An 18852-nucleotide genomic window follows, 5' to 3' on the forward strand; every position below is an offset into this window, starting at 1 on the left:
CCGGCGGGAAGCCGGGATAGCAGAGCGGTGCCGGCGAAGTGCCGGACGGGGATACGCTCCGGCGTCGAGGGGGTCGCGCGACCGGCCTGAGGTGTCGGGATGCGTCGGGGCGCGCCCGGTCGCCGAACTCACGGGACCGGCGCGTCATCCTGGGGCAGCCGTTCCGGCCGGATGACTGTAGGCCCAGAGGTCGTGATCGCCGCGAGGTCCGAAGACATCGAGGTGCCCGCGCATCCGCCCCTCCTCGGCGAACCCGGCCGCGGCGGCCGCAGCCGCGGCGGCGACGTCGGATACGGGGATCGCGGTGGCAATGCGCAGGATTCCGAGCCGTTCGGTCGCATGGCGCACCAGCAGGCGGAGCACGCTTGCGCGGGTTTCCGGGCGGGCCGACGCGTCGGTCCAGACGCTGAGCCGGATGTTGCGATCGAACATGTCCAGCCCGTGCAGCCGGGCTTCCCCGACGAAGCGGCCGTCGTCGAGGATCGTCAGCGTCAGTCCTCGCCGGGAACGCAGGCCGGTCCTGGCTTCCGCGAGTTCGGCCAGCCAGTGGCGCAGGGAGTGCCGGCGCAGCCAGGCGGCCGGTGACATGTCCGGATCATGTGCCAGCGTCGCGCGGTTGCGGATACGTGCCGCGCGGCGCTGCCGGAAGTCGGAGACACGGCGTGACCGCACCAGCACCCCGCCGCGGTCATCGGAGTCGAAGAGGGCGATGGCGGCGCTGCCCTGCAACCACCTGAACGCCCGGCGAATTCGGGAGAGCTGGTACCGCAGACGCGCGGCTGCGATGCTCACGCGGGGCGGCCCGTGCGGGACGGCAGGGGCGGCGGGCAGTCGCGTCGTCATCGGGTGGAGGCGTTGCCGAGCCAGGTAGCTGGCGGTGAATCCGCGGTCGGGCCGATCGGCGCGGGTCACCGCCCACAGCTCGTGGTCGCGGCGTTCGCCACCGGCGTCGAAATAGGTGGTCATCCGGGCTTCGTACCGCAGGCCCGCCGTTGCCGCGGTCTTGGCCGCGGCGATGTTGCCGGGTGCGATCGGTGCGGTGATTCGCATGAGGCCGAGACTGTCGAAACCGAAGTCCGTCATCATGGTCAGGGCAAGGGCGCCGATACCGCCGCGCGCGACGGCGGAGCCGATCCAGATGCCGAGCTCGGCGCTGCTCGCCGCCGCGTCGATCGAGGCCAGTTCGACCTGTCCGGCGAACCGGCCGGCCACCTCGATGACCATGCTCACCCGCCGCCCTGCCTGTGCCCCGGCCCAGTTGTCGAGGCATTCGCGCACCCAGTGGCGGGCGGTGTGGCGGTCGGGCCAGTCCTGCTCCGAGCTGACCCAGTAGGGCTCCATGATCGCGCGGTCACGCAGGCGGATCCGCCGCCATTCGGTGAAGTCGTCGAAGCGCGGCGGCCGCAACCGCACCGCCGTCCCGAGAGGACCGGTGACGGTCGGCGGCGCTTCGATGCGGCGGTGCCAGGGTCGGGTCATCCGCCGGGACGCTTCCTGCCGAGCGCTACCGTGCCCAGCTTCCCGTCGTCGGAGACGGTGAGCCGCCAGTAGCCGCCGTCGGGCGCCTTGAGCACTGGACCGTTGTCGGCGTGCTCGCAGACCCAGGTTCCATCGGCGGTCACCGCGGCGCGGACGGCGCCGTCGCTGCTCTGTGCCTGGAACACGTCCGCGCCGTGCGGCCCCGCTTGGGACACCACGGTGCCGGTGAACCGCGGAGTGCGCATGCCCTTGCGGCCGATGACGGTCCAGCCCGCCGGAAACGTTTGGGCGGGAATGTCGTCGGTGATCCCCGAGATCAATCCGACCGCGGTGCCTTCCGGACAGCCGGCCGGATCCACGCGCACCGGGATGCCCGGCGGCTGCGACTCCGCGTCGAAGATCACGTTCGCCAGATACGGCTGTCGGCAGTAGTTCAGTTCGAGCCCGACCGAACGGGCCGCGACCTTGGCGTTGACCATGCCGAACTGCGCGGGCCCGCCGCGCCCGTTTTCGCCGACCGACACGGCGACGTCGGCTCCTTCGAACCACACGTTGGTCAGCCACCAGTCGTTGGCGGCGCCGTCGATCCGCAGGTGCCGATCGGTGGTGAGCGGGTTCTGGTCGGAGACGAATTCGACGTTGGTGAGTGCCAGCCCGGCGTTGTGGTCGTTGCCGGTGCCGAGGACGCCGGTGTGATTACTGGTGAACTTCGAGGAGGTGACGTAGTTCTGGATACAGGATGTGGTCAGTCCGATCCCGAAATTGTTGATGTCGCAGTTGATGAAGGCGGTGCCGCCGGTGTTGTCGCGCAACACGACCCCGCGCTGGTTCAGGTACCGCGGATGGTTGTCGCTGAGGTGGTTGCCGCGCAGTACCACCGCGTCGAAGGAGCAGCGGAAGCATTCCGACAGGTCGACCGCCGTCGAGCCGGGACCGGTGGTGTAGATGCCCAGCCTGGCGAAACGGACTCGGCTGCGCTTGCGCAGCCGCACCAGAGTGCCCTCGCCCGCGTAGACGATCGTGGTGACGTCGGCGCCGTCGCCGAGAATCGTGGCGTAGTCCGGCAGATCGGGCATCGACTCGACCCGGTAGTGCCCGGCGGGCAGGTAGAGCACCAGCGGCCCGTCCGGGTCCTTGGCCACGGCTGCGGCCAAAGCCTTGGTGTCGTCGGCGATACCGTCTCCCACGGCCCCGAAGTCCCGGACGTTGCGCGCCGCAGGCGCATCGGTGGTGGGGGACCGGAACTGCGGGTCCTCCGGCTCGGCGGTGGCGCAGGCGGCTGCGATCGGAAGTACCGCCGCCGCACCCAGAGTCGCGGCGAGCAAGCGGCGCCGCCGGAGAATGTCGTCGCTCATACCCTCAACCATCCCACCAGTCGGTCTGCCGTCGATCCGGGCGTGTGGTAGCCGACCACGCCGGTCGGCCCGGACGCGCCGAACGCGGTCAGGGCGGTACGCAGCTGCGGTTCGGTGAGTCTGCCGAGATCGGCGACGCCGAGGATGGCATCGGACAACGGCGCCACGGCGACCGCGTCGGCGGCATGGCCGACCGGTGCGGTCTCGATGACCACGCGGTAGTAGCGCTCGCGCAGATCGGCGATGAGATGGGCGAAGTGTTCCGAGGCGATCAGGTCGGAGGTGTCCGGCTCGATGTGCCCGATCGGCAGCACCGCGACCCCGGTCCCGCCCCAGTCCTCGGTGATCGCCCGGTCCAGCGGTACACCGCCGCGCAGCAGCGTCGTGAGGCCCGGACCGGGCACCGTGCCCGAGCTTCCGTCGCCGGTGGTGTCGGCGTCGACGAGGATCACCGGATGACCGGCATCGGCGAAGGCCAGCGCCAGGGTGTTCGCCACCTTCGAGTGTGATCGGTCGGTGAGGCTGGTGCATTCGATGATCTGGGCGCCCCGCAGGTGATTACGCAGTCGCCGGGCCGCCTCGGAGCTGGATTCTCCGTGGTCGAAGGCGGCGACCACCGGGACCGGCGCGACCTCGGCGAGGTCGCTACTGGTGCGAATACGCCGGTCGGTGCGTTCACGCAGAAACGCGGCCGCGAAGCCGAGCAGCAGTCCACCGAACAAGCCCATGGCGACGAACCGGCTCGTGCCGGGGCCGGACGGAGCGGCCGGTAACCGGGCACGGTCGACGACCGAGACGCGGGCGGCGGGAGCAGCGCCGGATTCGATGGACTCGAGACTGTCGACCAGAGCACGGAATTGGGCGACCGTGGCGTCGGTGAGATCACGCGCCCGCTGCGCGGTGGGCGCGGAGACCGCGATCTCCAGGATCGTGCTGGCGGGCGGCGACGAGGCGGTGATCCGGCCGCGGAACTCGTCCGGCGATTCCGTCAGCCCTTGGTCGTGGACGACCCGCTCGGCGACGGCGGCGCTGGTAGCCAGTTCGAGGTAGGACCGCACGCGCTGCTGGGCCGCCAAGCCGCCCTGGTAGGAGTCGTTGACCGAGGTGCCGGTGGCCATCGAGACGTACATGGTGCTGCTGGCCACGTATGTCACGGCGCGGGACGAGGCGTACCAGACGCCGGCCACCGTGACGGTCAGCGCGATGGCGGCGATCAGCACCCACCGCCGCCGGACGATGTGCCAGATATCGATCAAACCCATGAACTGCGACCTCATGTCCTCGTAACTGCTGAAGCGTGCGCCGGTGCCGGGAGCGGCGTCGGTCGGCGGCGGAATTCCGTGACGATCAGATGGACGAACCAGGCGAGCACGGCCGATTGGGCGAATTTGCCGAGATTCTCGAAGCTGCCGAGAATCCCGCGTTCGAACAGGGTGGAGGCGCCGGTGATCGCGAGCCCCAGCACCAGGACCGGGAAGAACCGCGAATACAGCGAGCGCTCCCACGCCAGCAGCAGCCCGAAGGTGAACACGACGGCGACGAGCACGCCGACCTGGCCGCCGAGCAGATAGCCTTCGTTCACGTTGCCCTCCGCGAGCGACACCGACACGGTGCTCATATCCACCGACGCGCCACGCACGTCGTTCGCCCAGGCCGTACCGGATTGGAGCTTCTCGATACCGAGTACCTGCGCCGGGATCAGGCTCAGGCTCGCGTGGTGGAGAACCTCGGCGGGCGACAGCCAGCCCCCCGGGCCGACGAAGTAGGCGTCGGTGGCGGCTTCGAGCAGGTCGAAGCGCCGCAGGATACTCAGGAACGGCCGGACGTTCTCCGGGTAGCGGGAGTCGACGACGGTGGCGTCGAGCGCGGCCGTGCCGGAGTTCTTGAACGACTGCAGCCAGCCGAATCCGGCGACGCCGAGCACGCCGATCAGCGCCACACCGATCGTGGTGCGCCGGTTCCAGCCGAGCATCGAGAACCGCACGGCCAGCGCGAGTGCGGCGGCGAGGATCGGTGTCTTGGACTGCACGGCCGACGACCAGTACAGCTCGCCCGCGAACAGCGCGCCGAGCACCAGCGTCGTGGTCTGCGGCCGGGCAGGCCGGAGGAAGACGATCATCCCGAGCGCCGAGATCCCTGCGAACGTGGCGACGAAGCTGAGCAGGGGGTTGCCGCTGCTGACCTCACCCGGCCGCGCCAAGCGATCCGGTGGCCACCGACGCCGCCCGACCCAACAGCCCGAGCGCGTAGAGCACGATCAGCGTCGGCATCACGCCGGGGTCTGCGATCGCGGCCGGGACGGTGCTCGGGGGGTGCCGCCGCCGCCAGAGCGCGTAACCGATCACCAGTAGCGCGTAACACCACAAGCCGAACACCACGTGGTCGAGCACCAGACCGATCCCGCGGTCGTATCCCAGTCCGGCCAGCCGGGGGTCGGAGACGTTGTCGCCGTAGTGCGGGTCGGGCCGCACCGCGAGCAGCACCAGCGGCCGCGCCACGTAGGACAGCGACCAGAACAGGGCTTGCGCGATGAAGAACACGCGGGCGATGCCGGGAACCCACAGCGCGGCCGCCGCAACCGTGACCAGTGCAGCCGCGACGGCGGCTATATCGGTGTAGGCGTTCAGTTCCCGGCCTCCGCGGCGAGGCCGACGATCTGCCGGGCGCGATCCACGTAACGATGCCCTGCGGCGGTGATCCGCCGGTGCCCGGCCGCCGCGACCTCGGCCGCCCGCTCCGGGTGGGCGGCCACCCAATCGAGAATCGAGACCAGTTCGTCGGTGCCGTCGAACAGGAAGCACTCGACGGTGTCGCGCAACAGTTCGGCGTGTTCGCCGGTGCGTTCACCCACGAACAATCCACCGGCCGCGGGCACCTCGAAGGTACGGCAGGTGTGGGTGTCGCGGTTGCCGGAGTTCAGCAGCACCAGATTGGCTGTCACCTCGGCGACCGCCGCCGAGTATCCGGAACCGTATACCGCGCCGCCGACGACGGCGCGGGTGGCGCGCAACTCGGGAACCCGGCGCCAGCCGGGGCCGCGGACCAGTAGGCGCGGTCCGTAGCGGCGTGCCAGCGACACCAGTTCGGCGCGTCGGTCGGGTCGGCACACTCCGATGAAACCGACCAGATAGTCACCAGCGCCTCGGCGCGCCGCCGGATGATGCCAGGCCGGGTCGTAAGCGCTGAGCACGAAGCCCGCGGCACGGGCGCCACGCGCCAGCAACTCCGGCACGTTGTGCTGTTTGGTGGTGACGATGAGGTCCCAGCCGGATTCGGCGGCCAGATAGGCATCGGTCAGGTTCTCGGGATTGGACACGTCGTCCGGGCTGTAGTGCACATGCGATGCGGCGGGCACGTCGAGCAGTCGCTGCTGGTCCAGATGGATTCCCTTGAACACGAACAGCATGTCGGGCCGGAACGTGGCAGCGTTTCGTTCGATCCTGGCGTGCACCCGTTCGACAGTGCGCGGGTCGCGTCGACCGGTCGCCTTCGCGTACACCCACGGCGGCGACAGCCTGGCCGGGAGGGTCACCGGTGTGGAGTCGATCACCAGCACGTCGTGGCCGGCCTGACGAAAGCCGTCGGCCAGCGAACGCGCGTTGCTGCCGAGCCAGTCGTCGCCGACGAACAGAATTCTCATGGTCGGATTTCCTTCCTGGGCACGATCGGCAGCGGCACGGTGTCGGCTTCGGCCCGGTCGCGGCGGGTCAGGAAGCGCACCCGCAGCAGATGCCAGGTGGCGACAGTGATTTCGGCCACCAGCAGGCCGTAGACCAGGGTGTGCACCGAGCGGGTCCGGATGGTCAGCACCAGGGCGCCTGCGGCGACGAGCGTCCCCAGCAGAGCGCCGATCAGGACACCGGTGGTGTCCTGGCGCACCGGCAGGATGGCCGTGGTGATGAAGGAGGTGACCGTCGTGGCGGGCAGAATCAGCACCTCGATCCGCAACAGGCCGGTGGACGCGGCGAATTCGGTACCGAAGACCAGCCGGATCAGCAGTGGCGCGGCCAGCCAGATGCCGACCGAAGCGAGTGCGGCGACGGCGACGGTCACGGCCAGCGCTTGCAGGCTGTGCCGCCAGAACCCGTGATCGTCGCCGCGCCGGGCCATCCGTGGCAGCAGCGCGAAGCCGATGGCGTCGAGCAGGGATTGGACCGCGCGCACCAGGCGGTCGCCTGCCGAGTACAGCCCGAGCGAGATGGCGTCGAGCACGGTCGAATACAGCGTCGCCGCGCCCTGACCGTAGCCGGTGACCAGCAACCGGGAGACGAACACCGGCACGCTGCGGCGCAGCACGACGCCGTAGTAGCGAGGACGAGCAGGCGACCCGTACCGGCGCCAGGCGTCCCACCATGTCAACGCCACGGTCGGCACGGAGGACAACAGTAGGCACAGCAGGGCGATGTGCGAGTTCGGCAGCTGCGGAAGCAAACCGACCAGCAGCCCGAGATAGCACAACCGGCCGATGGACTGATACGCGGTGGAGGTGCCGAATCGCCCCTCACCGATCAGCAGCCAGTCCTCCGACAGCGACCAGAAGCCACCGGCGAACAGCCCGAGCAGCACCATCAGCGCGGCTTCCGGCACGCGCACGGCCGCGGCCACGGCGAGCGCGACACCGAACAGCGTCGCCGTGGTGAGCCGGATGGCCAGATAGTCGCCGCGCAGCTGGTTGATCTCCCGCAACCGGGTGTCCTTGCGTGCGTTGATCTCCGGCACGCGGGCGGACAGGAACTGCGTGACGCCCAGATCCACGACGAGCGAGCCGATGAAGTAGGCCGACATGCCGATGGCGAGCAGACCGAGGCCGTGGGCGCCGAGCACCCGGGCGATCAGCGGCACGGTCACGACCGTGACGATGTACTGACCGTATCTGCCGAAACTCACCAGGGCGATGTCGCCGAGCACCTCGAACCGGCTCGGCTTGCTGTGCGCGCCACCGCCTCCCGGCCCGCGCGCCCCGTCGGCGCGCCGGTGCACCCCGCCCGGGGGCCGGGGCAGTTCGACCCGGGGGAAGACGTCGGTGGTCAGCGTGGCCAGGTAATCGGGTTCGGTCACGGCGGCGCCACCTCGTCGAGGAAGCGGGTGACCACCTGCGCCGTGGCGCGGATGTCGAAGTCGCGCGCGCGGTCGGCGCCCGCGGCGGCGATCCGGGCGCGTGCGGCCGGATCGCCGAGCAGTTCGGCGAGAGCCGTGGTGAGGGCGGCTTCGTCACCGGCGGGCACCAATCGGCCGGTACGTCCGTCGTCGATGATCTCGGCCGGCCCTCCGGGCACCGCCGCGATCACCGCGCAGCCCGCGGCCATACCCTCCACGACCACCTGCCCGAACGGCTCGGGAAGTACCGAGCAGTGGACGAGCACGTCGGCCTCGGCGAGGTACCGGTCGGGGTCGTCGACGTGACCGGTGAAGGTCACGGCCAGGCCGAGTTCGTCGGCGAGTCGTTCCAGGTACTGCCGGAACGGCTGTTCGTCGAAGAACGTCCCGCCGACGAGATACACCGCAGCAGGCCGGGTCGGCACCGCCGCCAAAGCTCGCAGGAACACGTCCTGGCCTTTCCAGGGGCTCAGCCGTCCCACGACGACCACCACCGCCTCGGCGGCCGCACGGCCGCGCGGCGGCGGCGGTACGGCGGGCAGGGCGACACCCGGATAGGCGACGGCCACCGGGATACGCGCGGGCAGCGTGGCACGGGTGCCGTGACTGTTGGCGAGCAGTCCCCGGCAGACCAGGGCGGCAAGCAGCCGGATGGTGATCGCCGGGAGCAAGCCGAAGTAGTCCCGGGAAACTCGGTCGTGGACCTGCCAGACGAGCGGCACCCGCGCGCGGCGGGCCGCCACCGCCCCCAGCACGAGCGCTTTGCTGCTCTCCGCGACCAATACCCGAGCGCCCAGCTCGCGGACCGCGCCTCCGACCGACCAGCCCAGCCGCAGCAGCGCGAGAAACCCGGTGACCAGCCGCAACGGACCGGATCCCGTGGTCATCGCCCGGCTGTCGAATCGGCCAGTCACGACGCGGGTTTCGATCCCAGCGTCGCGCGCGCGGGCCGGCACCGGGCCGTCCTCGGTGCACACCAGCGCCACTTCGGTGCCCTGCGTCCGCAGCGTGCGCAGCAGCCGCAGGGTGGCCAATTCGGCCCCGGAGGGCGCGGCGGTGTGGCCGAGGAAGACCGCGGGTCCGCTCATGCGAGCTCCCGGTACAGCGCCGCGTGGCGCCGCGCGGCGACCTGCCAGCTGAAAGTTTCCGCGTGGGCGCGGCATTGCGCCGGTGTGGGCCGACCGCCCGCGATCGCCGCGCTGATCCGAGCCGCGAGCGCGGTGGGGTCGTCGGGCGGCACGATCAGCGACGGATCCAGGCCCTGCACGGCGTCGGGCAAACCGCCGCACCGGGTGACCACCGGCGCTCGGCCCGCGGCGAGGGACTCGAGGGCGATCAGGCCGAATCCCTCCAGGGCTATGGTCGGCACCACGGTGAGCGCGGCGGAGGTGTAGCGGGCGGCCAGCTCATGGTCGGGAATCCGGCCGGTGAACTCGACGCTGCCGTCGAGCCCACCCTCGGTGGCTCCGCGCCGGAGATCCGCCTCGGCGCTGCCGGTTCCGACGATGACCAGACGAGCCTCCGGGTGCTCGGCGAGCACCCCGGGCCAGGCGCGCAGCAACACATCGATCCCCATCCGGCGCTCCAGCCGCCGCACGCAGAGCACGACCGGCGCAGATGCGGGGACCGGGGCGGCACGGAACCGGGTGAGATCGACCCCGGGCGCGATCACCTCGATGCGACCGGGCGCGATGCGATAGTCGTCGCACAGCACGTTGCGGAAGTGTTCGGAGAGCACAACGAAACGATCCGCGCAAACGTATCGCAAACGTTCTATGAGGTATTTGGCGAAGGCCGCGACGGGATGCTGTCCGTGCATTCGGCTTTCCGCCGCCCACGGGCCGTGGAAATGCACGACGAGTGGTAGCCGGCGACCACGCCGGTCCCGGGCGGCCGGGCCGTAGAGGCAGAAGTGGCGATCCACGACGGTGCCGCGGTCCAACGCGTCGCGAGCGCAGAACGCGGTGCGGGCGCGGCGCAGTGTCGAGCCGCCGACCGGCCCCCACGACCGGGTCCCGCCATGCGTCCGGTCGGGCGGGCCGAACGCGGCGGCCGACATCGAAACCCCTGGAATATCCAGTAAAGCGCCGTGCAAGTCCGTGAAATATCGGCCCAGGCCGCCGGGCGCGGCGCCGAACCATTCCGATCCGGTCATGTGCACCTTCACCGCGCGGGAAGCGCCAGTCATGACCCGATCCCCTCGTCCCGTACGCCGCACCGCGGAGTCGTCTGCCGAACTCCTTCACGGCCGGAAAGTATAAGGCTGCCCACCGGATTCATCCTGGTCGCGCAGATGTGCGGTAACCGATATCCAGCACTGGGAATTCCGCATCCAGATGCCAACTCGCGGCGAAATGTGGCATAGTTTCGGCAATTACGAGGCAATGTCCGATCGCGATTCTGACAAAGGGGCAGCTTGGGATGCGGAAACTGTCGGTGTGCGTGCCGGCCTACAACGCGGAAAGGACTCTGTCCGCGACGCTGGACTCGGTGCTGGCCCAAGATCTCGATTTCGAAGTCGTGATCCTCGACAACGCGAGCACCGACCGCACCGGTGACATCGCGCGAGCGCGGCGCGATCCGCGCGTGCGTGTGCTGCGCAACGATCGGGTACTGCCGATCGGCGCCAATTGGGACCGGGCGATCCGGGAATCCACGGGGGACCTCGTGAAGGTGGTCTGCGCCGACGACATCCTGCGTCCCGGCGCCCTCGCCGCGCAGTCGGCTGAATTCGACGACAACGCGGTCGCGTTGTGCGCGGGCAGGTTCGACGTGATCGACGAGTCCGGCGACATCCTCGAAACGGGACTGGGGCTGCCGCAGCTGGTCGGCAGGCACGGCAGCCGCCAACTGGCCCGGGTGATCGTGCGTCGCGGGCCGGCCGACTTCGGCCCCACCGCGGCCGCCATGTTCCGGCGCACCGACTACGACGCCGTCGGCGGACTGCGCGGCGACTTGGTGTTTCCGATGGATGTGGACCTGTTCGCCCGCGTCGGCAGCCGCGGCGCTTTCGTCGGGCTCGGCGACATCGTGGCCGCGTGGCGGAACTCCTCGTTCAACCTGTGCAGTCGTACCTCTACCCGTAGCAAGCTCACCGAGCAGCTGCGATTCCATCATCGCCTGGGCGCCGATCACCCGGACCTCGTGCGTCCGGCCGATGTGCTGGCTGGTGACCTGCGTCTGGTCCGGGCGTTGGGGACGCGGCTGCGGGTGCGCGCGCGGGCCACGGTCGGCCGCTGAGCACGATCGCGGTTGCTTCTGCCGGGTAGCGTCCACCGTCGAACTCGTGCCGTCGACATCCGCGGTGCCGCCGCGTACCGGCAGGACAGCCACGACCATCGGCGCGGTGGCCGGTTCGACCGAGTCGGCCGGCGAGTGCGGCCGGAGTCGGCGCGTCCGAGGGGCGGTATTCATGGGTACGGCTGTCCTTCGCGTGTGAGCTGCTAGCCGGGGCGGACCGGGGGTGTGGTTGTCGGGATGAAGTCACTGGATCGGGGTTCCGTCGTCCACTCCTCCTTTTCTGGGTCCGCGGGGATCGTCGAGGAACCAGCGACCGTCGAGTTCCGGCAGTCCGGACGACACTTCACCCAGCAGGTCGGGCAGCGTCAACAGCACCCGGTCGGGTGCCGCCGCGATCAGGTCCCGCGGGCTGATGATCGGGATGTCGGTGCCGGGCATTCGGCGTCCCTGCTTGGCGGGCGCGGCGTCGGCCACTCCGGCGACGAGCCCCTGGTGCGCGCCGGCCAGCGACAGCAGGGCAACCGCCCGGGACGCGGCGCCGTAGGCGTAGACGCGCTGCTCTGCCGCGGCCGCATCGATCAGCCATTTCCGCAGCGCGCGCACGTGATCGTCCACGAACCGCTGTAGCAGGCGCAGCGATTCCGGGGTGATGAGCTCACGTTCGCGGGAAAGGATCTCGCGCACGGTGTGGTCGGGCGCCGCGGGGCCGCGCCGAGCTGCCACCAGCACCGTCCCGCCGTAGAGGTCGAACTCCCACGCGGTGGTCACGCCCATGCCCGCCTCGGCGAGCGCCCGGCTCAGCGCATGCAGGGAGTAGTACGCGAAATGCCCGTGGCGCAACGCGTTCCACTGCCGCTGTGCCACGATGGCGGCGAGCGAGTGATACTGCAGCAGCAGCAGCCCGTCCGGGGCGACGGCCGCGGCGCGCGCGGCGAAGGCGGCCCGCTGGTCGGGTTCGTGCATGATGCCGAAACAGTCGAGGACCAACTCCGCCTGCGCCGCGTCGGCTTCTGTGCGACCACGCTCGGCCAGCAGCGGCAGCCACGAACCACCGTGCGGACTGCCGAATTCGATGACCGTGTCGCCGCGCAGCAGGCCGGCCGCGTCGACCCGCCCGATCGCGTCGGCGGCCTGATCCCGGAGGGCCTGCGGCTCCACTCCACGGGGTTCGGACGCCACGGTGTCGTCTTCGGCGAGCTGCGCCAGCTCGCATCGCGCACACCGCACCATCCGCAGGGGATGTGTGGTCTCCGCCGGCGTCACCGGCCGAGCCGCGGGCGGGAACTCATCGGCCGCCGGCACCGTCCCGAGATCGAGGACGGTGTGCAGAACGGCGCCGGAGCAGGCGCGGCAGCGGCCGGTCATGACACGATGCCGGTGTGCGTATCGAGCAAACCGACCTGGCCGACGTGGTGGTGCTGGTCCCAGCGCCCGTCCGGGACGACCGGGGCCTTTTCACCCGGACCTTCGATGCCGCCGAATTCGACTCGCACCTGGGAATTCCGGGAATTTCCGCCAGTTTCGTGCAGGACTCGCAGTCCCGGTCGCGCCGGGGGTGGTGCGCGGCATGCACGGCCGATCCGGGCGCGGGGAGGCCAAGCTGGTCCGCTGCGCACACGGCGCGGTGCACGACGTGCTGGTCGATATCCGGCCGTCGTCGCCGACGTTCGGCCGGACGCAGGCGTTCCGGCTCGACGACGAGGAGTTCCGGCACCTGTACGTGCCGCCGGGATTCCTGCACGGGTTCCAAGCACTCACCGACACCGCCGACGTGTGCTACCGCATCGATCGGCCGCACGATCCTGCCGAGGATCTCGGCGTCGCCTTCGATGATCCGGACTTGGCGATCGCCTGGCCGCTGCCGGTGACGGTGGTGTCGGATCGCGACGCGAACGCCGGACGATGGAGCCATCTGCGGGCTACCCTGTCGCCGGCGCGGTGACCGCACGCAGCCGCGGGTCCAGTGCGCCGGAAGCGCGCAGCCGCTGGAGCCACGTGAGTCGCGTGAATCGCTGGAAGAAGGCGTCCTGGGTGAGGCCGCGTTCGGTGTACTCGCGGTAGAGCTCGGCGGCGCCGTCGGGGACCGACCACTGCGCCTGGAACCCGAGCACCGCGCGAGCGGCGGAGAAGTCGACCCGGTAGGAACGTGGGTCGGCCCCGGTCTCACCGGTGATCAGCAGCCGCGACCCCGGCACGGTGGCCACCACCGACTCGGCGATCTCGGCCACGGTGAGGTTGTTTCGCTCGGTGCCGATGTTGAACGCCCGGCCCGCGACGGCCGATGCCGGTGCGGTGAGGCAGCGTTCGAAGGCTGCCGCGATGTCGCGGGCGTGGACCAGCGGCCGCCAGGGCGTGCCGTCGGAGAGCACCTTGACCACACCGGTGAGGACAGCGTGACCGACGAGATTGTTGAGCACGATGTCAGCGCGGGGACGAGGCGAGAATCCGAACGCGGTGGCGTTGCGCAGGAACACCGGAACGAAGTGGTCGTCGGCCAGCGCCGCGACGTCGTCTTCGACCCGCACCTTCGACTCGGCGTACGGGGTGATCGGCCGCAGCGGCGCCGACTCGGTCACCAACTCGTCTCCGGCCGCGCCGTACACCGAGCAGGTGGAGGCGTACAGGAACCGTGAGACACCGGCTTCCTTCGCGAGCCGAGCCAGACGCACCGAGGCGCGATGGTTGATCTCGTGGGTGACTTCCGGCGCGAGCGCGCCCAGAGGATCGTTGGACAGCGCGGCGAGATGGACGACCGCGTCGATACCGCGAAGGTCTTCGACCTCGACCGATCTCAGATCGAGGCGCAGGCCCACCGGATCGCCGGAGAACTCGCCGAGCAGGCAGTCGGCGAACCAGCCGGTGTCGAGGCCGATGACCTCGTGCCCGGCGGCCCGCAGTATCGGGACCATGACGGTGCCCAGGTATCCCTGATGACCGGTGACCAGGACTCGCATCGTTGTCACTGCTTCTCCCATCGAATGACGGCCTTGTCCACCACGAAGGCTTCGGCGTACTCGGTACGGCACTGCACGCCCCGAATCCGCGCGGACGCCAGGAACGCGGTTTCGTCGAACCAGTCGCGACCGGTCTGGGACGGGTAATACCGGTGCAGCAGTTGCGATTTCCGCTGGACCAGCTCCGCGTCGACCGGGTGGAACACGGTGGGCGCCGGTGTGTCGACCTCCGCCTTGAGGATCTCGTAGCCGAGGATCAGGTGGTCGCGGAACTCGGTCGGCACCAGCTCCGCGAGCGTGCGGTGATCTTGGTGCGCGTCGCCCGGTTGCGGGGCGAACACCAGGTCCGGTTCCCCCGCCCGGCGAAACGCCGCTACGGCCGTCTTGATCCGATCCCAGTGCGCCGGTGCTCGTCCGTCCGGGACGTCCAGCACCGTCAACTCCGGTGTCCGTCCCCCGCAGAAGGCGGTGAGCGCTGCCCGTTCCTCCTCTTCGCGCTCGGTGCCTGCACCGGAGAGGACCAGCGCGCGCACCCGCATACCCGGATGGGCGCGGGTCAGCGACAACAGCGTGGCGCCCATGCCGATCGGGATGTCATCGCAATGCGCGCCGAGCAGGGCGATCTCGGCGGGCCGCGGGCAGAGCAGCGCGATCACGGCTCCCACACCATCCATGGCCGGTTTCCGCTGTGGTAGGCCGCGTCGAGTTCGGCGCGCTCCTTGAAAGTATCCGCGGGCTTCCAGAATCCGTCGTGGCGGTAACCGAACAACCGGCCCTGGCCTGCGAGCGCTCCGCAGGCGTCCTCCACCAGATCGCCACCGGGTGGCAGCAGATCGAAGATCTCCCGGCCGAGCACGAAATAGCCGCCGTTTTCCCACAATGGCATATTCGCCACGGGAACGATGTCCTTGACCTCGCCGGTGGGGCTCAGGTCCACGCAGTGGAACGATGATTGCGGTGGCACCACCATGAGAGATGCCGCCGCCCCCGAAGCATGGAACTGGGTGATCATCTCGTCCAGGGGAGCGTCGGTGAGGACGTCGGCGTAGTTGGCCAGGAAGTGCTCGTCGTCGCCGAGGTGCTCGCGCACCCGGCGCAGGCGCTCTCCGATGGCCGACTCCACGCCGGTATCGACCAAGGTGATCGTCCAGTCATCGATATCGCTGCCGAGCAATTCGACCCGGCCGTTGCGGATCACGAAGTCGTTGGACGCCGACTCTCGGTAGGTGAGGAAGAAATTCTTGATGTGCTCGGCGCCGTATCCGAGGCACAAGATGAATTCGGTGTGACCGTAGTGCGCGTAGTACCGCATCACGTGCCAGAGCAAGGGGCGGGGGCCGACGAGTTGCATCGGCTTGGGCACCATGTCATCGCTGCCGCCGCGCATGCGCATGCCGTAGCCACCGCAGAACAGGACGACTTTCATCGGCGCCGGTTTCCTTTCGACTCGGCTCCGGCCTGCACGGTCGGGGCCGGGGACGCCGGGTCGACCACGCGCAGCTCGGGCAAGGGATAGGCGAGCCGACCGCCCCACTCGGCGACATGCCCCAGCTGTGCGGTGATCTCGTGCTCGAGATTCCAGGGCAGCACCACGACCACGTCCGGACGATCGGCGTCGAGCCGGGACGGCGGGTAGATCGGGATTCGCGTTCCTGGCGTGAATCGACCGTGTTTGTAGGGATTGCGGTCGACGGTGTACTCGAGTAGGTCGGGCCGGATCCCGCAATAGTTGAGCAGTGTGTTGCCTTTGCCCGGCGCACCGTATCCGACGACGCGTTCGCGCCGGCGTCGGCAGTCGAGCAGGAACCCGAGCAGCTCGTGCCGCACGGACTCGGCACGCCGCCGCAGCGATGTGTAGCCGTCCGCCGAGTGCAGTCCCGCGGACCGCTCGAGGTCGAGCACTTCCCGCACCCGGTCGCTCACCGCCGCCGCGGCGGCTTCGGGGCGCACCCACAGCCGGATCGATCCGCCGTGTGTCGGCAGCTGATCGACATCCACCACGGCCAATCCCGCTACAGCGAGCGCACGTTGCGCCGAAAGCACGGTGTAGTACTGGAAATGCTCGTGATAGATGGTGTCGAACTGGCCGAGCCCGACCAAGTTCAGCGCATGGTGCACCTCGATGGTCAGCATGCCGTCGTCCGCCAGCAGGATGCGTAGCGCACGGGTGAAGCCGCGCAGATCCGGGATATGCGCATAGACGTTGTTGGCGATCACGAGATCCGCGGGGCCGTGTTCGGCACGGATCCGGCGAGCCGAATCCTCGTCGAGGAAGGTGGTTTCGGTGGGTACGCCCGACTCGCGAGCCGCTGTTCCGACGTTGACCGATGGCTCGATGCCCAGGCATCGGATGTCGCGGTCGACGACGTGGCGGAGCAGGTAGCCGTCATTGCTGGCGACTTCCACCACGAAGGAGTCCCTGCCCAGCCCCAGCCGGGCGGCCGCGGTGTCGACGAACTCGCCCGCGTGGCGGACCCAACTGTCGGAGTAGGAGGAGAAGTAGGCGTATTCGGTGAAGGTCTCCTCCGGTGTGATCAGCGCCGGAATCTGCAGCAGCAGGCAGTCGACGCACACCCGCAAGTGCAAAGGGTAGGTCGGCTCGGGCAGGTCGAGTCGGTCGGCGGTGAGGAACGATTCGCACGGCGGCGTCGCCCCGAGATCCAGAACGCTGGACAGCCTGCCGGAGTCACAGAGTCGACAGCGCACAGATCCGATCCTTTGCTCGAAACGTCCCGGCCCCGTCGGAACGCCTGTCGCGGCGCACGGAAGCATGAGCTGCCCGGCGGATCACGAGATGCGCGCGACGAGAACGTCATTCGTGGTACGGGCCGCACTGTCGCGACCGTCAGCGTACCGACGGCAATATCGGCTGGATGACAGATCAGTGTTACAAACTGTGATATAGAGCACATTACATATTCACCTTCATGGTGTTATTCCCGATGCGTATCGAGATCGGTCGCCGGGGGGATTCGAATCAGTTAACATCCCGATCACGCTGCTTCGCGCATACCTCTGATCGGCGAGAGACGTTGTGACACTTGCCGATCAAGTGCCGATGAAGCGCTCGGTAGAGGCGGTCGGGACGCTGCCGGGAAAGACGATCTCCGGATCAGGTAGCAATTCCACCGTTGCCCCAGGAGGGGTGTTCTCTTGATGAAATCGAAGGCTGTCCCGGAATTGACTGGGGCCGCCGAAATCCCACGATCCTTCGCGGTCCCCCTGGTTACCGTCTCGACCCGCAAGGCCTGGCGATCGGAGTACGCACGCCGTCTCGCCATCACCGATTTCGCCGCCGTATCCATCGCTGTGGGGAGTGCGCAGCTGATCCGTTTCAATGGGGGCGGCGCTCCGCCGCTGGCCTGGGAGGGGCCGTACCGGATCGGTTACACGATGGTATCCGGGGCGCTGGTCGTGGGCTGGTTCGCGATCCTGGGTAGTGCGGGCAGCCGTGCGCCGCAATTGATCGGCAGCGGTGTCGAGGAATTCCGGCGGCTGATGTCGGCGACGATGCACCTGTTCGGCGTACTGGCATTCACGTCGCTGGCACTCGAAATCAAGTTCGCCCGAGGGTATCTCGCGATCGCCTTTCCGGCGGGCGTACTGGCAGTGGTCGGTGGACGACTGTGGTGGCGTCACCAGCTTGCCAGGGCACGCCGCCGGGGACGCCATCGTTCGGCCGTACTCGTGGTCGGTACGGCCGAAGCGGCCGCGGCTATGTCCGCGGCGTTCGCCGCAGACCCGGGTGCCGGGTACAACGTGGTGGGCGCCTGCGTGCCGGGTGGGCAATCAGGTGATGTGCCGCTGGCGTTCGCCGGCGGCACGGTCGCTGTCGTCGGTGACGACAGCGCCGTGCTGCGGGCGGTCCTGCACACGCACGCCGACACCGTCGCCATCGGTCCCACCCGGCATCTCGGCCCGACCGAGTTGCGCAGACTCGCCTGGGAACTGGATGCGCTGGGAGTCGAATTCATGCTGGCGCCAGGGGCGATCGACATCGCCATATCCCGGCTCACCAATCGGCAGGTCGCGGGAATGCCGATGATGCACATCGCCGAACCGCAGTACGAGCGGGCTCGGTCGGTCAGCAAAACGGCCTTCGACATCGTCTTCGCGACGGTGTGCCTGCTGCTACTGCTGCCGGTGTTCCTCGCGATCGCGATCGCGGTGAAGACCACCAGCCGCGGCCCGGTTTTCTACCTGTCGGAACGCATCGGCCGATACGGCCTGCCCTTCCGCATGATCAAGTTTCGCAGTATGTACGACGATGCCGACCGATATGCCGAAGCTTTGATCGCACAGCAGGGTGGAAACCCGGTCTTCTTCAAGATGAAGGTCGACCCCCGGGTCACGCCGGTCGGGCGATTCCTGCGCAAGTACAGTCTCGACGAGCTGCCGCAGTTCCTCAACGTGCTGCGTGGCGACATGAGCGTGGTCGGGCCGCGACCGCAGGTTCGGCGGGAAGTCGACACCTACGACCACATGATGCGCCGACGCCTGCTGGTGAAGCCGGGGCTGACCGGCTTGTGGCAGGTCAGCGGCCGGTCGGACCTTCCGCTCGAAGACGCGGTCCGACTCGATCTGTCCTACGTGGAGAACGTGTCCATGCGGATGGACCTGCGGCTGATCGCGCGCACGGTCGGTGTGGTGGCCCGGGGGGACGGAGCTTATTGAAGACCCGCGGGCGGCGGTAGCCGAATGTTCGGACGGTCGCTCATGTCAGACCG

General features: G+C 69.1%; 16 protein-coding genes and 1 pseudogene. 3 read left to right on the forward strand and 14 right to left on the reverse strand.

Features of this window, described 5'->3' with window-relative positions; genetic code table 11:
• Nucleotides 1-144: 144 nt before the first annotated feature.
• From ON21_RS36430 to ON21_RS35015, 9 genes are all read right to left on the reverse strand, one after another.
• The gene (locus ON21_RS36430) at nucleotides 145-1479 is read right to left on the reverse strand and encodes a GNAT family N-acetyltransferase (protein ID WP_051021800.1); all 1335 of its coding nucleotides are present in this window, start codon (nucleotides 1477-1479) and stop codon (nucleotides 145-147) included.
• Entirely contained in the window at nucleotides 1476-2834 is a 1359-nt protein-coding gene (locus ON21_RS34985; protein WP_039805320.1) for a glycosyl hydrolase family 28-related protein, read from the reverse strand. Before ON21_RS34985 ends, ON21_RS36430 begins: the two co-directional genes overlap by 4 nt.
• A complete protein-coding gene (locus ON21_RS34990; protein ID WP_039805463.1) occupies nucleotides 2831-4096 on the reverse strand; it encodes a Wzz/FepE/Etk N-terminal domain-containing protein in 1266 nt (421 codons plus the stop codon). The genes ON21_RS34985 and ON21_RS34990 overlap by 4 nt, the downstream gene beginning before the upstream one ends.
• 11 nt (nucleotides 4097-4107) lie before the next feature.
• Nucleotides 4108-5034 (reverse strand): hypothetical protein, encoded by a 927-nt coding sequence (locus ON21_RS34995; RefSeq protein ID WP_051021801.1) that lies wholly within the window; start codon nucleotides 5032-5034, stop codon nucleotides 4108-4110.
• Complete coding sequence (locus tag ON21_RS40530; RefSeq protein ID WP_051021802.1) at nucleotides 5018-5374, reverse strand: hypothetical protein; 357 nt, start codon at nucleotides 5372-5374, stop codon at nucleotides 5018-5020. Before ON21_RS40530 ends, ON21_RS34995 begins: the two co-directional genes overlap by 17 nt.
• Before the next feature lie 83 nt (nucleotides 5375-5457).
• A complete protein-coding gene (locus tag ON21_RS35000) occupies nucleotides 5458-6474 on the reverse strand; it encodes a CgeB family protein (RefSeq protein WP_039805322.1) in 1017 nt (338 codons plus the stop codon).
• Entirely contained in the window at nucleotides 6471-7742 is a 1272-nt protein-coding gene (locus ON21_RS35005) for a lipopolysaccharide biosynthesis protein (protein WP_051021819.1), read from the reverse strand. The genes ON21_RS35000 and ON21_RS35005 overlap by 4 nt, the downstream gene beginning before the upstream one ends.
• Before the next feature lie 146 nt (nucleotides 7743-7888).
• Nucleotides 7889-9019 (reverse strand): glycosyltransferase family 4 protein, encoded by a 1131-nt coding sequence (locus ON21_RS35010; protein WP_039805324.1) that lies wholly within the window; start codon nucleotides 9017-9019, stop codon nucleotides 7889-7891.
• Nucleotides 9016-10092 carry a glycosyltransferase family 4 protein gene (locus tag ON21_RS35015; RefSeq protein WP_245562873.1) on the reverse strand — a complete coding sequence of 359 codons (1077 nt, stop codon included), beginning with the start codon at nucleotides 10090-10092 and terminating at the stop codon, nucleotides 9016-9018. Before ON21_RS35015 ends, ON21_RS35010 begins: the two co-directional genes overlap by 4 nt.
• Before the next feature lie 260 nt (nucleotides 10093-10352).
• Between ON21_RS35015 and ON21_RS35020 the strand changes: the two genes are divergently transcribed.
• Complete coding sequence (locus ON21_RS35020; protein ID WP_039805325.1) at nucleotides 10353-11171, forward strand: glycosyltransferase family 2 protein; 819 nt, start codon at nucleotides 10353-10355, stop codon at nucleotides 11169-11171.
• A 243-nt stretch (nucleotides 11172-11414) separates the two neighbouring features.
• Here ON21_RS35020 and ON21_RS35025 read toward each other — a convergent pair whose 3' ends face one another.
• Nucleotides 11415-12536, reverse strand: a complete 1122-nt coding sequence (locus ON21_RS35025) for a class I SAM-dependent methyltransferase (protein WP_039805327.1) — start codon at nucleotides 12534-12536, stop codon at nucleotides 11415-11417.
• A 14-nt stretch (nucleotides 12537-12550) separates the two neighbouring features.
• Between ON21_RS35025 and ON21_RS35030 the strand changes: the two are divergent.
• Nucleotides 12551-13113 (forward strand): annotated as a pseudogene (locus ON21_RS35030) (dTDP-4-dehydrorhamnose 3,5-epimerase family protein).
• On the opposite strand, the gene ON21_RS35035 reads toward ON21_RS35030, so the two are convergent.
• From ON21_RS35035 to ON21_RS35050, 4 genes are read right to left on the reverse strand one after another with little or no spacing between them, the layout of a single operon-like run.
• Nucleotides 13091-14125 carry an NAD-dependent epimerase/dehydratase family protein gene (locus ON21_RS35035; protein ID WP_039805329.1) on the reverse strand — a complete coding sequence of 345 codons (1035 nt, stop codon included), beginning with the start codon at nucleotides 14123-14125 and terminating at the stop codon, nucleotides 13091-13093. The pseudogene ON21_RS35030 and the gene ON21_RS35035 sit on opposite strands and share 23 nt — an antisense overlap.
• 5 nt (nucleotides 14126-14130) lie before the next feature.
• Nucleotides 14131-14799 carry a PIG-L deacetylase family protein gene (locus tag ON21_RS35040; RefSeq protein ID WP_051021803.1) on the reverse strand — a complete coding sequence of 223 codons (669 nt, stop codon included), beginning with the start codon at nucleotides 14797-14799 and terminating at the stop codon, nucleotides 14131-14133.
• The gene (locus tag ON21_RS35045; RefSeq protein WP_039805331.1) at nucleotides 14778-15551 is read right to left on the reverse strand and encodes a glycosyltransferase family protein; all 774 of its coding nucleotides are present in this window, start codon (nucleotides 15549-15551) and stop codon (nucleotides 14778-14780) included. Before ON21_RS35045 ends, ON21_RS35040 begins: the two co-directional genes overlap by 22 nt.
• Nucleotides 15548-16831: a class I SAM-dependent methyltransferase gene (locus ON21_RS35050; RefSeq protein WP_039805332.1), complete on the reverse strand. Its 1284-nt coding sequence runs from the start codon at nucleotides 16829-16831 to the stop codon at nucleotides 15548-15550. The genes ON21_RS35045 and ON21_RS35050 overlap by 4 nt, the downstream gene beginning before the upstream one ends.
• A gap of 450 nt (nucleotides 16832-17281) precedes the next feature.
• Here ON21_RS35050 and ON21_RS35055 point away from each other — a divergent pair, with 450 nt between their 5' ends.
• Nucleotides 17282-18799 carry a sugar transferase gene (locus tag ON21_RS35055; RefSeq protein ID WP_051021804.1) on the forward strand — a complete coding sequence of 506 codons (1518 nt, stop codon included), beginning with the start codon at nucleotides 17282-17284 and terminating at the stop codon, nucleotides 18797-18799.
• Nucleotides 18800-18852: the final 53 nt, after the last annotated feature.

It is taken from the genome of Nocardia araoensis NBRC 100135 (assembly GCF_000308435.1).
In the GTDB taxonomy this organism is placed as follows: Bacteria; Actinomycetota; Actinomycetes; order Mycobacteriales; family Mycobacteriaceae; genus Nocardia; species Nocardia araoensis.

Excerpts from the sequence above, each read along its gene's own strand:
- ON21_RS36430 (WP_051021800.1), bottom strand. The coding sequence starts at position 1,479 with ATGACCCGACCCTGGCACCGCCGCATCGAAGCGCCGCCGACCGTCACC.
- ON21_RS34985 (WP_039805320.1), bottom strand. The coding sequence starts at position 2,834 with ATGAGCGACGACATTCTCCGGCGGCGCCGCTTGCTCGCCGCGACTCTG.
- ON21_RS34990 (WP_039805463.1), bottom strand. The coding sequence starts at position 4,096 with ATGGGTTTGATCGATATCTGGCACATCGTCCGGCGGCGGTGGGTGCTG.
- ON21_RS35000 (WP_039805322.1), bottom strand. The coding sequence starts at position 6,474 with ATGAGAATTCTGTTCGTCGGCGACGACTGGCTCGGCAGCAACGCGCGT.
- ON21_RS35010 (WP_039805324.1), bottom strand. The coding sequence starts at position 9,019 with ATGAGCGGACCCGCGGTCTTCCTCGGCCACACCGCCGCGCCCTCCGGG.
- ON21_RS35020 (WP_039805325.1), top strand. The coding sequence starts at position 10,353 with ATGCGGAAACTGTCGGTGTGCGTGCCGGCCTACAACGCGGAAAGGACT.
- ON21_RS35025 (WP_039805327.1), bottom strand. The coding sequence starts at position 12,536 with ATGACCGGCCGCTGCCGCGCCTGCTCCGGCGCCGTTCTGCACACCGTC.
- ON21_RS35035 (WP_039805329.1), bottom strand. The coding sequence starts at position 14,125 with ATGCGAGTCCTGGTCACCGGTCATCAGGGATACCTGGGCACCGTCATG.
- ON21_RS35040 (WP_051021803.1), bottom strand. The coding sequence starts at position 14,799 with ATGGATGGTGTGGGAGCCGTGATCGCGCTGCTCTGCCCGCGGCCCGCC.
- ON21_RS35045 (WP_039805331.1), bottom strand. The coding sequence starts at position 15,551 with ATGAAAGTCGTCCTGTTCTGCGGTGGCTACGGCATGCGCATGCGCGGC.
- ON21_RS35055 (WP_051021804.1), top strand. The coding sequence starts at position 17,282 with ATGAAATCGAAGGCTGTCCCGGAATTGACTGGGGCCGCCGAAATCCCA.